Source organism: Variovorax sp. 679, from assembly GCF_003952185.1.
Taxonomy (GTDB): Bacteria; Pseudomonadota; Gammaproteobacteria; order Burkholderiales; family Burkholderiaceae_C; genus Variovorax.
The window spans coordinates 144,848-160,596 of sequence record NZ_RXFS01000011.1; the positions used below are offsets into that span (position 1 = coordinate 144,848).

Annotated in this window: 12 protein-coding genes and 1 pseudogene; all 13 read left to right on the forward strand. The window is 65.3% G+C overall.

All coding sequences use genetic code 11. The features are described 5' to 3' along the window. Positions 1 to 58: 58 nt before the first annotated feature. The 13 genes and pseudogenes from EJO71_RS26740 to EJO71_RS26800 all read left to right on the forward strand — a co-directional run bounded on the left by EJO71_RS26740 (position 59) and on the right by EJO71_RS26800 (position 15,702). Entirely contained in the window at positions 59 to 1,354 is a 1,296-nt protein-coding gene (locus EJO71_RS26740) for a TRAP transporter large permease (protein WP_125951681.1), read from the forward strand. A gap of 22 nt (positions 1,355 to 1,376) precedes the next feature. Continuing rightward, entirely contained in the window at positions 1,377 to 2,951 is a 1,575-nt protein-coding gene (gene garD / locus EJO71_RS26745) for a galactarate dehydratase (protein ID WP_125951682.1), read from the forward strand. An 83-nt stretch (positions 2,952 to 3,034) separates the two neighbouring features. Beyond that, positions 3,035 to 3,799, forward strand: a complete 765-nt coding sequence (locus tag EJO71_RS26750; RefSeq protein WP_125951683.1) for an SDR family NAD(P)-dependent oxidoreductase — start codon at positions 3,035 to 3,037, stop codon at positions 3,797 to 3,799. 57 nt (positions 3,800 to 3,856) lie between these two features. Then, positions 3,857 to 4,837, forward strand: coding sequence for a tripartite tricarboxylate transporter substrate binding protein (locus tag EJO71_RS26755; RefSeq protein WP_125951684.1), 981 nt, complete (start codon positions 3,857 to 3,859; stop codon positions 4,835 to 4,837). 14 nt (positions 4,838 to 4,851) lie between these two features. Beyond that, on the forward strand, positions 4,852 to 5,919 hold the full coding sequence (locus EJO71_RS26760) for a beta-propeller fold lactonase family protein (RefSeq protein ID WP_125951685.1): 1,068 nt from the start codon (positions 4,852 to 4,854) through the stop codon (positions 5,917 to 5,919). 51 nt (positions 5,920 to 5,970) lie between these two features. Beyond that, complete coding sequence (locus EJO71_RS26765; RefSeq protein WP_125951686.1) at positions 5,971 to 6,966, forward strand: tripartite tricarboxylate transporter substrate binding protein; 996 nt, start codon at positions 5,971 to 5,973, stop codon at positions 6,964 to 6,966. Positions 6,967 to 7,084: 118 nt separating this feature from the next. Beyond that, positions 7,085 to 7,936, forward strand: a complete 852-nt coding sequence (asd, locus tag EJO71_RS26770) for an archaetidylserine decarboxylase (protein WP_125951687.1) — start codon at positions 7,085 to 7,087, stop codon at positions 7,934 to 7,936. Between the two features lie 176 nt (positions 7,937 to 8,112). Continuing rightward, positions 8,113 to 8,394, forward strand: a pseudogene (locus EJO71_RS35020) (winged helix-turn-helix transcriptional regulator); the annotation flags it as partial. A gap of 246 nt (positions 8,395 to 8,640) precedes the next feature. Next, entirely contained in the window at positions 8,641 to 8,991 is a 351-nt protein-coding gene (locus EJO71_RS26780; protein ID WP_019655816.1) for an FKBP-type peptidyl-prolyl cis-trans isomerase, read from the forward strand. Positions 8,992 to 9,142: 151 nt separating this feature from the next. After that, positions 9,143 to 9,715, forward strand: coding sequence for a nucleotide exchange factor GrpE (grpE, locus tag EJO71_RS26785; protein WP_125951689.1), 573 nt, complete (start codon positions 9,143 to 9,145; stop codon positions 9,713 to 9,715). A gap of 113 nt (positions 9,716 to 9,828) precedes the next feature. Next, on the forward strand, positions 9,829 to 11,769 hold the full coding sequence (dnaK, locus tag EJO71_RS26790; RefSeq protein ID WP_125951690.1) for a molecular chaperone DnaK: 1,941 nt from the start codon (positions 9,829 to 9,831) through the stop codon (positions 11,767 to 11,769). Positions 11,770 to 11,877: 108 nt separating this feature from the next. Further along, positions 11,878 to 13,014 (forward strand): molecular chaperone DnaJ, encoded by a 1,137-nt coding sequence (gene dnaJ / locus EJO71_RS26795; RefSeq protein WP_125951691.1) that lies wholly within the window; start codon positions 11,878 to 11,880, stop codon positions 13,012 to 13,014. Positions 13,015 to 13,779: 765 nt separating this feature from the next. After that, entirely contained in the window at positions 13,780 to 15,702 is a 1,923-nt protein-coding gene (locus tag EJO71_RS26800; RefSeq protein ID WP_125951692.1) for a PrkA family serine protein kinase, read from the forward strand. Positions 15,703 to 15,749 lie beyond the last annotated feature (47 nt).

Genomic DNA, 15,749 nt, shown 5'->3' on the forward strand with positions numbered 1-15,749 from the left:
TCCGCGGCATTCCCCGAACAGTCCATAGCGCCCCAGTCCGCGCCGAGGCGGCCGAAACATGACCATTCCTCTCCTCATTCTCTGCATCTCGTTCACGCTCTTCCTGCTGCTGGGCGTGCCGGTTGCCTTTTCCATCGGCCTGTCGGCCCTGGCCACGCTGCTCTATGAAGGCCTGCCGCTGGCGGTCGGCTTCCAGCAGATGACCTCCGGCATGGGCATCTTCTCGTTCCTCGCCATCCCGTTCTTCATCTTCGCCGGCGAGCTGATGCTCTACGGCGGCATCGCCGACCGCATCGTCAATCTGGCGCGCGACCTGGTGGGCCACGTGCGCGGCGGCCTCGGCATGTCGAACGTGGTGGCCTGCACGCTGTTCGGGGGCGTCTCGGGTTCGCCCGTGGCGGACGTCTCGGCCATGGGCGCCGTGATGATCCCGATGATGAAGAAGGAGGGCTACCACGCCGACTACGCAGTCAACGTGACGACCCACGCGGCATTGGTCGGTGCGCTGATGCCGACCAGCCACAACCTCATCATCTATTCGCTGGCCGCGGGCGGCAAGGTGTCGATCGCGGCGCTGATCCTGGCTGCCCTGCTGCCGGCGGCGGTGCTCACCGTCAGCAACCTCGTGGCCGCCTACCTGGTGGCGGTGAAGCGCGGCTACCCGGCCGGCACCTTCCCCGGCTGGGCCATCGTGGGGCGCTCGTTCGCAGCCGCGCTGCCGGGTCTGTTCGTGGTGCTGCTGATCCTGGGCGGCATCCTGTCGGGCATCTTCACCGCGACCGAATCGGCGGCAGTAGCGGTGCTCTACGCCCTGGGCCTCACGATCTTCGTGTACCGCACGCTGAAGTGGGAACACTTCATCAAGGCCGCCTCGAAGGCGGTGCGCACCACCGGCGTGATCCTGCTGCTGATCGGCATCTCCAGCACCTTCGGCTACCTCATCAGCCTGTACGGCGTGGCCGAGCTCACGGGCCAGATGCTGTCGCAGGTGACGAGCACGCCGTGGGTGATCTTCCTGCTCATCAACATCATCCTGTTCGTGCTGGGCACCTTCCTGGACATGGCGGCCACCATCCTGCTGTGCACGCCGATCTTCCTGCCCATCGCGCAGCAATACGGCATGACTTCGGTGCAGTTCGGCATCGTGATGCTCATCAACTGCGCGCTGGGCCTGAACACGCCGCCCGTGGGCACGACGCAGTTCGTCGGCTGCGCGATCGGCGGTGTGTCGGTGGGAACGGTGATGCGCACCATCTGGCCGTTCTACGGCGCGCTGATCTTCGCTCTGGCGGTGGTCACCTTCGTGCCGGCTTTCTCCACGTGGCTGCCCAGCATGTTCATGGTGGTGAAGTAAGCAAAGCAAGGAAGAACCCGCGATGACCGAGACCACCCGCCCACCGCTCTACATCCGCATCCATGCGGCGGACAACGTCGCCATCGTCGCGAACGATGGCGGCCTGAAGGCAGGCGCGGTGTTCGCCGACGGCCTCGCGCTGGTGGACAACGTTCCCCAGGGCCACAAGGTCGCGCTGGTCGACCTGGCCGAAGGCGACGCCATCCGCCGCTACGACGTGGTGATCGGCTACGCGCTGAAGGCACTGCCGCGCGGCAGCTGGGTGCACGAGCGCGTGATGCGCATGCCGACCGCGCCCGAGCTCGACGGCCTGCCCATCGCCACGGTCAAGCCCCCTGCCCTGCCGCCGCTGGAGGGCTACACCTTCGAGGGCTACCGCAACGCCGACGGTTCGGTGGGCACGCGCAACATCCTGGCGATCACGCAGACAGTGCAGTGCGTAGCGGGCGTCACCGAGTTCGCGGTGCAGCGCATCAAGGCCGAGCTGCTGCCGAAGTACCCGAACGTCGACGACGTGGTGGCGCTGGAGCACACCTACGGCTGCGGCGTGGCCATCGACGCGCCCGATGCCATCGTGCCGATCCGCACGCTGCGCAACATCAGCCTCAACCCGAACTTCGGCGGCGAGGTGATGGTGGTGAGCCTGGGCTGCGAGAAGCTGCAGCCCGAGCGGCTGCTGCCGCCGGGGAGCATTCCCATCGTCGACAAGCGCGGCGAGGCCGGGGGCGACGCCGAACTCGACGTGGTCTGCCTGCAGGACGACGCACACGTCGGCTTCATGTCGATGATCGATTCGGTCATGCGCCAGGCCGAGGAGCACCTTGCCCGCCTCAACGCCCGCAAGCGCGAGACCGTGCCCGCCAGCGAACTGGTGGTGGGCGTGCAGTGCGGCGGCAGCGATGCCTTCTCGGGCGTCACCGCCAACCCCGCCGTGGGCTTCTGCACCGACCTGCTGGTACGCGCGGGCGCCACCGTGATGTTCTCGGAAACCACCGAGGTGCGCGACGGAATCGACCAGCTCACCTCGCGCGCATCCACGCCCGAGGTGGCCGAGGCCATGATCCGCGAGATGGCCTGGTACGACGCCTACCTGAAGAAGGGCCTCGTCGACCGCAGCGCCAACACCACGCCGGGCAACAAGAAGGGCGGGCTGTCGAACATCGTCGAGAAGGCGATGGGCTCCATCGTCAAGTCGGGCTCGGCGCCCATCAGCGGCGTGCTCGCCCCCGGCGAGAAGGCGACGCAGAAGGGCCTGATCTACACCGCCACGCCGGCCAGCGACTTCATCTGCGGCACGCTGCAGCTGGCCGCCGGCATCAACCTGCATGTGTTCACCACCGGCCGCGGCACGCCCTACGGGCTGGCCGAGGTGCCGGTGATCAAGGTCGCCACGCGCAGCGACCTCGCGCGCCGCTGGCACGACCTGATGGACGTGAACGCGGGGCGCATCGCCGACGGCGAAGCCAGCATCGAGGACATCGGCTGGGAGATGTTCCGCCTGATGCTCGACGTGGCCAGCGGCCGCAGGAAGACCTGGGCCGAGCACTGGAAGCTGCACAACGCGCTCGTGCTCTTCAACCCCGCGCCCGTGACCTGAGGAGGCACGGCCGCGGCGCACACGCACGCTGGCACAGCGCTGATTTCTTTCGTCGACCAGCCTCTTCATCCAAGGAACCTCTCATGGAAGATCTCAGGGACAAGACCGCGCTCGTCACCGGCGCCAGCACCGGCATCGGCGCGGCGGTGGCCATCGCCTTCGCCGCGCGCGGCATGCGCGTGGCGGTGCACTACAACAGCTCCGCCGATGCAGCGAACCGGGTGGTCGACACCATCCGCGCGGCTGGCGGCACGGCCTTCGCGCTCAAGGCCGACGTGCGCGACACGGCCGCGATCCGCGACTGCGTGAAGCAGGCCGCTTCGCAGTTCGGCGACCGCATCGACGTGCTGGTGAACAACGCCGGCAGCCTTGTAAAGCGCGTGCCGATCGCCGAGTTCGACGACGCCCTGTTCGACGAGGTGATGCACATCAACGCACGCTCGGTGCTCGCGTTCTGCCGCGAGGTGGTTCCGCTGATGCGCAAGAGCGGCGGCGGCAACATCATCAACGTGACTTCGGTCGCGGCGCGCACCGGCGGCGGGCCGTCCGCCTACCTGTACGCGGGCTCCAAGGGCTTCGTGAGCACGGCGACACACGGGCTCGCGAAGGAGCTGGTGGGCGACCGCATCCGCGTGAACGCGGTGGCGCCGGGCGTCATCCAGACGCCTTTCCAGGACCGCTTCTCGACACCCGCGATGCTGGAGAACTTCCGCGCCAGCATTCCGATGGGCCGCATCGGCGAGCCCGAGGAATGCGTGGGCGCATTCCTGTACCTCGCCTCGGAACAGCTCTCGGGCTACGTCACCGGGCAGGTGATCGAGGTGAACGGCGGGCAGTACATGCCCTGAACCTCCAGCTGCCGAATACCTTTCCAGCAAACGCAAACCACAACGGAGACAAAGAAGATGACGATCCGATTCCTGCGCAAGCTCGCGGCCCTCACGGGCGCGGCCTGCATTGCCTTCGGCGCCGCGGCACCCGCCGCCCAGGCCGCCGGCAACGACTATCCCAACCACGTGGTGGAGCTGGTCGTGCCCTACCAGCCAGGCGGCGGAACCGATGCACTGGCGCGCGCCTTCGCCGACGCGAGCCGCAAGCACATGTCCGAGAGCATCGTGATCGTCAACCGCCCCGGCGCGGGCGGCGCCATCGGCTGGAACGAGGTGATCCACGCCAAGCCCGATGGCTACAAGCTCGCGGTGCTCACCGTCGAGCTGCTGACGCTGCCGCACCTGGGCCTGGCCAAGTTCAACTACGACGACTTCCAGCCCATCGCGCAGCTCAACGCAGACCCGGCCGCCATCACGGTAAAGGCCGACTCGCCCTACAACACCATCGAGGAATTCATCGCCGCGGCGAAGAAGAAGCCGGGCGAGATGGGCGTGGGCAACTCGGGCACGGGCTCGATCTGGCACCTGGCAGCCTCGGCGCTCGAGGACAAGACGGGCGCGAAGTTCAACCACATCCCCTTCCAGGGCGCGAACCCCGCCGTGCTGGCGCTGATGGGCGGCCACGTCGACGCGGTGGCCGTGAGCCCCGCCGAGGTCTCGACCTACGTGCAGGCCGGCAAGCTCAAGATGCTGATGGTGATGGCCGACAAGCGCCTGCCCGCCTTCGACAAGGTGCCCACCGCCAAGGAGCGCGGCATCGACATCTCGATCGGCACCTGGCGCGGCCTCGGCGCGCCGAAGAACACGCCGCCCGAAGTGATGGCCAGGCTGCGCGACATCGCCGCGAAGACCGCGAAGGAACCGCTGCTGCGCGAGGTGATGGACAAGCAGAACCTGGGCTACGTCTACACCGACGGTGCGACGTTCAAGGAAACGCTGGCGAAGGACAACGAGTACTTCAAGCAGCTCATCACCAAGCTGGGCATCAAGCCCTGAGCGAGCCGGCAGCCATGAAGAAGACGACCATCGCATCGCTGCTGTGGCTGGCCGCGGCCGTGCCCGCATCGGCCGCCACCTGGGTCTACGTGTCGAACGCCGACAGCCAGGAAATCTCGGTGCTCGAGCTCGACCGCAGCCAGGGCTCGCTCAAGCCGGTGCAGACGCTGAATGTCGGCGGCACGGTGATGCCGATGGTGGTGAGCCGCGACAAGCGCGTGCTGTACGCCGCGCTGCGTTCGCAGCCGTTTCGCGTGACCGCGCTGTCGATCGACGGCGCCACCGGAAAGCTGCAGAAGCTCGGCGAGGCGCCGCTGGCCGACAGCATGGCCAACATCGACCTCGATGCGAGCGGCAAGTGGCTTTTCGCGGCCTCGTACCAGGGCGGGAAGATCACGGTCAACGGCATCGGCAAGGACGGCACAGTGGGCGCCGTGCACCAGCTGATCCAGACGGCGCCCAACGCGCACGCCATTCATGCGGACGCAAGCAACCGCTTCGTGCTCGCCACCAGCCTGGGCGGCGACCACGTGTCGAGCTGGCGCTTCGATGCGGAGAAAGGACTGCTCTCGCCCAACGACCCGCCGCTGACCACCACCGCCGCGAAGTCGGGCCCGCGCCACTTCACCTGGGACAAGGCGCAGCGCCACGTCTACCTGCTCGACGAACTCGACGCCGCACTGCACGTGTTCGCGTGGGACGCCGCGCGCGGCACGCTCAAGCTCGAGCAGAGCACGACCACGCTGCCCGCCGGCTTCACCGGCAAGCCCTGGGCCGCCGACCTGCACCTGACGCCCGACGGGCGCTTTCTCTACGCATCGGAGCGCACGTCGAGCACGCTCTCCGCATTCAAGGTCGATGCCGCCACCGGGCAGCTGCAGCCGCTCGGCCAGACGCCGACCGAGAAGGGTCCGCGCGGCTTCGCCATCGACTCCACCGGTCGCTACCTGATCGCGGCTGGGCAGGAATCGAACGGCATTGCGCTCTACGCCATCGACACCGCCACCGGCGCGCTGGGCAAGCCCCAGCGCCTGGAGGTGGGCAAGAACCCGAACTGGATCGAGATCGTCGACATGCCCTGAGGGGCCCGCACCGCACCACGCACCACGCACCACATCAACAGGAGACTTCGCATGCAACGCCGCACCCTCATCCGCACCGCCCTCGCCTCTTCGCTCGCCGCCGGTCTTCCCGCCGCCTTCGCGCAGGGCGGTGGCAACTGGCCCACGGGCAAGCCCATCACGTATCTCGTGCCCTTCCCGGCGGGCGGCACCACCGACGTGCTGGGCCGGCTGATCGGGCAGAAGCTCGGCCCGGTGCTGGGCACCACTGTGATCATCGACAACAGGGGCGGCGCCGGCGGCAGCGTGGGCTCCGAGATCGGCGCGCGCGCCGCGCCCGACGGCTTCACGCTGGTGGGCGGCACGATCAGCTCGCACGCGATCAACATCAGCCTGTACCCGAAGCTCGGCTACGACCCGCAGAAGTCGTTCGCGCCGGTGACGCTGATCGGCACCAACCCGGTGGTGCTGGTGGTGAACCAGGCAAGCCCGTACAAGACGCTGAAGGACGTGATCGCGGCCAGCAAGGGCAAGGCGGGCGGCCTCTCGTCGGCCTCGGCCGGCACAGGTACCTCGCAGCACCTGGCGCTGGAACTGCTGGCCTACAAGTCGGGCGTGAAGTTCACGCACATTCCGTACAAGGGCAGCGGCCCGGCGATCCAGGACGTGATCGGCGGGCAGGTCGACATGATGTTCGACACCACCGTGGTGGCCGGCCCGCATATCCAGAGCGGCAAGCTGCGCGCGATCGCGGTCACCTCGTCGAAGCGGCTGGCCTCGATGCCCGACGTGCCGACGGTGGCCGAGTCGGGCGTGCCGGGGCTGCAGGACTTCGAGGTGGTGTCGTGGCAGGCGATCTTCGTGCCCGCGCACACGCCCGCGCCGGTGGTCGACCGGCTGCACACCGAGATCCGCAAGATCCTCGCTACGCCCGAGATGCAGGACAAGCTCAAGGGCTTCGGCATGGAGCCGGCCGACCTGAGCACCACGCAGATCGCGGCCTTCCAGAAGGCCGAGGTGGAGAAATGGGCGCAGGTGATCAAGGCGGCGGGAATCAAGCCGGACTGATCCGCCCAACCGGCGGAATGGGCGGAGCGGGCCGGGGAACCAAGGGAAGCTTCCTACGCCCCGGCGGAAAAGCCCTTTATAGAATGCCCCTCCGATCCGCTTTCCAGATCCTCCCCACGTGTCCGACCGCTCTGCCGTACTGCCCCAATACCTGTTCCCCAAGCAGGCCCTGACCAATTTCGCCGGCTGGGTCGCGGGCAAGGAACGAGGCGCCGTGACGACGTGGATCATCCGGCGCTTCGTAGCCAAGTACGGCGTGGACATGGGCGAGGCGCTCGAATCGGACATCAGCCACTACAAGAGCTTCAACCAGTTCTTCACGCGCGAGCTCAAGCCCGGCGCGCGCCCGCTCGCGCTGGCCGACCTGGTCTGCCCGGTGGACGGCGCGATCAGCCAGTTCGGCGCGATCCAGGGCGACCAGATCTTCCAAGCCAAGGGCCACAACTACACGACCACCGCGCTGGTCGGCGGCGACGCCGCGCTGGCCGCGAAGTTCGCGCACGGCAGCTTCGCCACGCTCTACCTGAGCCCCAAGGACTACCACCGCATCCACATGCCCTGCGACGGGCGGCTGGTGCGCATGATCCACGTGCCGGGCGACCTGTTCTCGGTGAACCCGACGACGGCGCGCGGCGTGCCCGGGCTCTTCGCGCGCAACGAGCGCGTGGTGTGCGTCTTCGAATCGGCGCGCGGCCCCTTCGTGCTGGTGCTGGTGGGCGCCACCATCGTCGGCAGCATGGCCACCGTGTGGCACGGCGTGGTCAATCCGCCGCGGGTGGGTGAACTGCGCGAGTGGCACTACGCCGACCAGCAGATTGACATCCGCAAGGGCGACGAGATGGGCCGTTTCTTGCTGGGCTCCACCGTCGTCATGCTGTTCCCGGCGCCCGCGCTGGCTTTCAATCCGGAGTGGTCGCCAGGCCGCGCAATCCGGTTGGGCGAAGCCATGGCCGATTACGCCAATTTGTGAGGCTTTGTCTCACAACCCGCATGTAGCTTGCCTTGACAGCTACAAAACTAGTAGCATCCTCATCGATTGCGATATAGTCGCCGGCCAACGAGACGGTTCATACCAACCACAAGAACGCGAGGCGTCGCCCTGCCCCACAGGTCGACGGCCCGCCCAGCTTCGAGGAGATGATGTCGATGAGTACCAAGGAAAACGCAGCCGTCAGCCAGTTGCTGGCCCTGCTCGAAGCCCGCTACGCACTGCGCGTGCTCTGGGCACTGCGCGACGGCCACGCGCAGACCTTCCGGCTCCTGCAGGACAGCGTGGGCGGCATCACTCCCAACACGCTCAACACCCGCATCAAGGAACTGCGCGAAGCCGGCATCGTCGGCCACGGCAGCGACGGCTACAGCCTCACGCTCAGCGGGCAGGATCTGCTCAAGCGCCTCTCCGACCTGCAGGCCTTTGCCGGCAAGTGGCAGCTCGGCCAGCTCAAGAAAGCCGCGGCGACGGCGCCTGCCGCACCCGCTGCGCCCCCTGCCGCGGCGTCGCCTGCCACCCCGGCCGCGCCCGTGACGACACCCGCCGCCGACGCCCCGGCGACACCCGCGCCACCCGCCGACGGCGCCAGCCACAGCTGACGGCCGGCAGGGCCGCCGGCCGGGCATCGGTAAACTCCGCGCCTTCGATCCACTGATCTCACATCGACGCAAGGAGCTTTTCCCATGCCCACCACTCCCTCCGGCCTGCAATACGAAGACACCGAAGTCGGCACCGGCGCCGAAGCCAAGGCCGGCCACCACGTGCACGTGCACTACACCGGCTGGCTCTACAACGACGGCGTGCAAGGCGCCAAGTTCGACTCCAGCCGCGACCGCAACGACCCCTTCGCGTTCTCGCTGGGCGCGGGCCAGGTCATCAAGGGCTGGGACGAAGGCGTGGCCGGCATGAAGATCGGCGGCAAGCGCACGCTGATCATTCCCGCATCGCTGGGCTACGGTGCCCGCGGCGCCGGCGGCGTGATCCCCCCGAACGCCACCCTGAAGTTCGACGTCGAGCTCCTGGACGCCCACTGAGCGTTCGGCCCGACGGCTCCAAGGCCCGTTTTCGGGCCTTTTTCATGCCTCCACGGTCATTTCGGCCGCATTTTTTCGCTTGAAATGCCCTGAGCCAGCCCCATGTGGCTGGCTGTTGTTTGTTTTCCGGCCCGTACCGGTTCCTTGAAAAATGTCTGACCCGCAACAATCCGCGAAGAATTCTCAAATGCTGCAAGGCGAGCCCAGCCCCGAAGAACTGGAGGCTGCGCAATTCGCCAATGAAGCCGAGGCGCTCGACGCCCTGGCGGTGGCCCAAGGCGAACTCGCCGCGCTGCAGACCAAGAACGCCGAGCTTGCCGATCAGTACCTGCGCGCCCAGGCCGATGTGCAGAACGCCCGCCGCCGCGCCGACGAGGAAGTCAGCAAGGCCCGCAAGTTCGCCGTCGAGGCCTTCGCCGAAAGCCTGCTGCCCGTGACCGACAGCCTGGAAGCCGGCCTGGCCATCAAGGACGCCACGCCCGAGCAGATCCGCGAAGGCGCCGAAGCCACGCTGCGCCAGCTCAAGAGCGCGCTCGAACGCAACAAGGTGATCGAAGTGGCTCCCGCCCCCGGCACGAAGTTCGACCCGCACCAGCACCAGGCCATCTCGATGGTGCCCGCCGACCAGGAACCCAACACCGTGGTGAGCGTGCTGCAGAAGGGCTACACCATCAACGACCGCGTGCTGCGCCCGGCGCTGGTCACGGTCAGCGCCCCGAAGTAATCCCCCGGATACACACGATTCCCACAGGAAATCCCCGCTTCATGCCTTGAATCGCGACGGGTTATCCACAAGTTCATAACAACATATTTTTCAGGCTTTCAGGAGTAAAGAACATGGCAAAGATCATCGGCATCGACCTCGGCACCACCAACTCGTGCGTGTCGATCATGGAAGGCAACACCACGCGTGTGATCGAGAACTCGGAAGGTGCCCGCACCACGCCGTCGATCGTCGCGTACCAGGAAGACGGTGAAGTGCTGGTCGGTGCCTCGGCCAAGCGCCAGGCAGTCACCAACCCCAAGAACACGCTGTACGCGATCAAGCGCCTGATCGGCCGCAAGTTCGAGGAGAAGGAAGTCCAGAAGGACATCGACCTGATGCCCTACACCATCACCAAGGCCGACAACGGCGACGCATGGGTCGAAGTGCGCGGCAAGAAGATGGCCCCGCAGCAGGTCAGCGCCGACATCCTGCGCAAGATGAAGAAGACCGCCGAAGACTACCTCGGCGAAACCGTCAACGAAGCCGTGATCACGGTGCCCGCCTACTTCAACGACGCCCAGCGCCAGGCCACCAAGGACGCCGGCCGCATCGCGGGCCTCGACGTCAAGCGCATCATCAACGAACCCACCGCCGCTGCCCTGGCCTTCGGCCTCGACAAGCAGGACAAGGCCGACCGCAAGATCGCCGTGTACGACCTCGGCGGCGGTACCTTCGACGTGTCGATCATCGAGATCGCGGACGTCGACGGCGAGAAGCAGTTCGAAGTGCTGTCGACCAACGGCGACACCTTCCTGGGCGGCGAAGACTTCGACCAGCGCATCATCGACTACATCATCGGCGAGTTCAAAAAGGAACAGGGCGTCGACCTGAGCAAGGACGTGCTGGCCCTGCAGCGCCTGAAGGAAGCCGCTGAAAAGGCCAAGATCGAGCTGTCGAACAGCGCGCAGACCGACATCAACCTGCCGTACATCACGGCCGATGCCACGGGTCCGAAGCACCTGAACATCAAGCTCACCCGCGCCAAGCTCGAAAGCCTGGTCGACGAGCTGATCGAGCGCACCATCGCTCCCTGCCGCCTGGCCATCAAGGATGCCGGCATCAGCGTGGGCGACATCAACGACGTGATCCTGGTCGGCGGCATGACCCGCATGCCCAAGGTGCAGGAAAAGGTGAAGGCCTTCTTCGGCAAGGAACCGCGCAAGGACGTGAACCCCGACGAAGCCGTTGCCGTCGGCGCCGCCATCCAGGGCCAGGTGCTCTCGGGCGACCGCAAGGACGTGCTGCTGCTCGACGTGACCCCGCTGTCGCTGGGCATCGAGACCATGGGCGGCGTGATGACCAAGATGATCGCCAAGAACACGACCATCCCGACGAAGTTCGCGCAGACCTTCTCGACCGCCGAAGACAACCAGCCGGCCGTGACCATCAAGGTGTTCCAGGGCGAACGCGAGATCGCCTCGGGCAACAAGCTGCTGGGCGAATTCAACCTCGAAGGCATTCCGCCGGCATCGCGCGGCACGCCGCAGATCGAGGTGAGCTTCGACATCGACGCCAACGGCATCCTGCACGTCGGCGCGAAGGACAAGGGCACCGGCAAGGAAAACAAGATCACCATCAAGGCGAACTCGGGCTTGAGCGAAGACGAGATCCAGAAGATGGTGAAGGACGCCGAGCTGAACGCGGCCGACGACAAGAAGAAGCTCGAGATCGTGCAGGCGCGCAACCAGGGCGAAGCCATGGTGCACAGCGTGAAGAAGTCGCTGGGCGAACATGGTGCAAGCCTCGAAGCCGCCGAGAAGGACGCGATCGAAGCCGCGATCAAGGACCTGGAAGAAGCCCTCAAGGGTGAAGACAAGGCCGCGATCGAGGAAAAGACCAACACGCTGATGACCGCAAGCCAGAAGCTCGGCGAGAAGATGTATGCCGAATCGCAGGCTGCCGCCGCCGGCGCATCTGCTGCAACCGGCGCGGGTGGCGCGGAAGCTGCTGCGCATGCACAGGCCGACGACAACGTGGTCGACGCCGAAGTGAAGGAAGTCAAGAAGGGCTGATCCTCAGTCCCCTGGACAAGGCTGGAACACCTGAAAAGGTGCTCCAGCCTTTCTCGCTTCAAGCTACCCGAGTTCCCGCTGCTTCCCTGATCTCCCGATCGACCTGCCATGGCCACCAAACGCGACTACTACGAAACCCTCGGCGTCCCCAAGAACGCGAGCGAGGAAGAAATCAAGAAGGCTTATCGCAAGCTCGCGATGAAGCACCACCCCGACCGCAACCACGGCGACACCTCGAAGGAGGCCGAGGCCAAGTTCAAGGAGGTGAAGGAAGCCTACGAAATGCTGTCCGACGGACAGAAGCGCGCGGCCTACGACCAGTACGGCCATGCCGGCGTCGACCCCAACATGCGCGGCGGCCCGGGCGCCGAAGGCTTCGGCGGCTTTGCGGAAGCCTTCGGCGACATCTTCGGCGACGTGTTCGGCGGCGGACGCGGACGCGCGGGCGGCGGCCGGCAGGTCTTCCGCGGCAGCGACCTCAGCTACGCGATGGAGATCACGCTCGAGGAAGCCGCGGAAGGCAAGACCACCGAGATCCGCATCCCCACCTGGGACGAGTGCGAAACCTGCCACGGCTCGGGCGCGAAGCCCGGCACCAAGCCCATCACCTGCACGACCTGCCACGGCGCCGGCGCGGTGCAGATGCGCCAGGGCTTCTTCAGCGTGCAGCAGACCTGCCCCACCTGCCACGGCAGCGGCAAGATCGTTCCCGAGCCCTGCACCTCGTGCCATGGCCAGGGCAAGATCAAGCGCAACAAGACGCTCGAAGTGAAGATCCGCGCGGGCATCGACGACGGCCAGCGCATGCGCGTGACGGGCAGCGGCGAGCCCGGCGTCAACGGCGGCCCGCCGGGCGACCTGTACATCGAGATCCGGCTCAAGAAGCACGACATCTTCGAGCGCGACGGCGACAACCTGCACTGCGTGGTGCCCGTGAGCGTGACCACCGCGGCCCTCGGGGGCGAGATCAACGTGCCCACGCTCAAGGGCGCTGCCGCCATCGACATCCCCGAAGGCACGCAGAGCGGCAAGCAGTTCCGCCTGCGCGGCAAGGGCATCAAGGGCGTGAACTCGAGCTATCCGGGCGACCTGTATTGCCACGTGCGCGTCGAGACGCCAGTGAAGCTCACCGAGTTCCAGCGCAAGCTGCTCAAGGAACTCGACGAGTCGCTGAAGAAGGGCGGCGAGAAGCACAGCCCCACCGACAAGGGCTGGTTCGACAAGGCGAAGGAATTCTTCAGCTGAGCGGGATCGGCGGGCACCAAAGACGTGCAGCAAGGGGAAGCCCAAGGGCCGAACACTTGTTCAGTCGGGCGCCGGCGCGATGCATGGCTCCTCTTCCCGCCTGAGGTGTAGCACCGGAGACTTCATTCGCGGTGGGCGCACCCACCTCCGACAAGGGCCGCACTGCGGCCTTTTGTCATTTCGGGATCATCATTCTGGTGCACACGGACCTCCAAGCCCCTCCGCAAGCACGCAGTCTGTGCATTCCGCACCATCGAGAGACATGCCGGCTCGCAAGCAGGCCAGTCACCCGCTCCAGTTCATGCAAGCCGCCCATCCAAAAGTGGCGCGAGGATTGCTTTTATATTTTTTTGGCTGAGCAATAAACCGAACGGCAGATGGCGCGTTATTGCAGCAGGAGACGTCTCTTTTTTGAGCCTCGAAGCTCAATAGGCGATTTTTTCCCGGAGAAAAGGCAAAAACGGACGATGGCCATTCGGCATAGATGTTTTCACCCGGAGAAAATCAAAAAAGCGAGCCTTTGAATTTACCTGAAATCCGGAAATTTGTTCCTTGTTTTTTGTGGAACTTTACTTGTCAGCATGGTTCTGAATTAACAAATGATTTGCCGGGTTCAATCTTTGCTTTATGCTGATTGTTAGCAGATTGTTGTAAGGGAGTTTTCCGCGGCATGCAGCCATGGGCAGGCACACCTTTTAATGTTGCGCAACGCCTTTGCTGCACGCCATCGGGCCAAAAGCCCATCGACCTGAAGGAGGCGTGACCATGGATGTGATCAGCAACTTTGCCGCCCGCTACGAGCGAACCCGCGAGGAAGTCATCTCGCTGCAGGATTACCTGGACATCTGCAAGCGCGATCCCATGGCCTACGCCACGGCCTCCGAGCGCATGCTCAAGGCCATCGGGGAGCCCCAGCTGGTCGACACCCGCAACGACCCCCGGCTTTCGCGCATCTTCGCGAACAAGGTCATCAAGATCTATCCGGCGTTCAAGGAGTTCTATGGCATGGAAGACGCCATAGAACAGGTGGTGTCCTATTTCCGCCACGCCGCGCAGGGGCTGGAAGAAAAGAAGCAAATCCTTTACCTGCTGGGTCCGGTGGGCGGCGGCAAGAGCTCGATCGCGGAGCGCCTGAAGCAGCTCATGGAGCACGTGCCCTTCTACGCCATCCAGGGCTCGCCGGTGAACGAATCCCCTCTCGGCCTCTTCGATACGATCGAGGACGGCGAGATCCTTGAAAAGGAATACGGCATCCCGAGCCGCTACCTGAACCGGATTCTCTCGCCCTGGGCCGTCAAGCGGCTCGAGGAGTACGGCGGCGACATCCGCCAGTTCAAGGTGGTCAAGCGCTACCCGTCGGTGCTACGGCAGATCGCTGTCGCCAAGACCGAGCCCGGCGACGAGAACAACCAGGACATCTCCTCGCTGGTCGGCAAGGTCGACATCCGCAAGCTCGAGACCTTCGCCCAGGACGACCCCGACGCCTACTCCTACTCCGGTGGCCTGTGCCTGGCCAACCAGGGGCTGCTGGAGTTCGTGGAAATGTTCAAGGCGCCCATCAAGGTGCTGCACCCGCTGCTGACGGCCACGCAGGAAAGCAACTTCAAGGGCACCGAGGGCTTCGGCGCCATCCCCTTCGACGGCATCGTGCTCGCGCACAGCAACGAGAGCGAGTGGAAGGCCTTCCGCAACAACAAGAACAACGAGGCTTTCCTCGACCGGATCTACATCGTCAAGGTGCCCTACTGCCTGCGCGCCTCGGAAGAAATCAAGATCTACGAGAAGCTGGTGCGCAACTCGTCGCTGGCCAAGGCGCCCTGCGCCCCCGGCACCCTGCGCATGATGGCCCAGCTCTCGGTGCTCACGCGCCTGAAGGAGCCCGAGAACTCCAGCACCTTCAGCAAGATGCAGGTGTACGACGGCGAGAACCTCAAGGACACCGACCCCAAGGCCAAGTCGATCCAGGAGTACCGCGATTACGCGGGCGTCGACGAAGGCATGAGCGGCGTCTCCACGCGCTTCGCCTTCAAGATCATCTCGAAGGTCTTCAACTTCGACAGCTCCGAGGTGGCCGCCAACCCGGTGCACCTGATGTACGTGCTTGAACAGCAGATCGAGCGCGAGCAGTTCCAGCCGGAGGTCGAGCAGAAGTACATCAGCTACATCAAGGAGCTGCTGGCGCCGCGCTATGCCGAGTTCATCGGCAAGGAGATCCAGACTGCGTACCTCGAGAGCTACAGCGAGTACGGCCAGAACATCTTCGACCGCTACGTCACCTACGCCGACTACTGGATCCAGGACCAGGAGTTCCGCGATGTCGACACCGGCGAAGTCTTCGACCGCGCCTCGCTCAACGCCGAACTCGAGAAGATCGAACGGCCCGCCGGCATCGGCAACCCGAAGGACTTCCGCAACGAGATCGTCAACTTCGTGCTGCGCGCACGCGCCGGCAACGCGGGGCGCAACCCGGCGTGGACCAGCTACGAGAAGCTGCGCTCGGTGATCGAGAAGAAGATGTTCTCCAACACCGAAGAGCTCCTGCCGGTGATCAGCTTCAACACCAAGAGCAGCGCCGACGAACAGAAGAAGCACGAGGACTTCGTGACCCGCATGGTCGAGAAGGGCTACACGTCCAAGCAGGTTCGCCTGCTTTGCGAGTGGTATCTGCGGGTGCGCAAGAGTTCATAGAAAAAGCGCCTTCCCGTTCGTTTTCTCTTTGCAAGGAGCGTTGACAA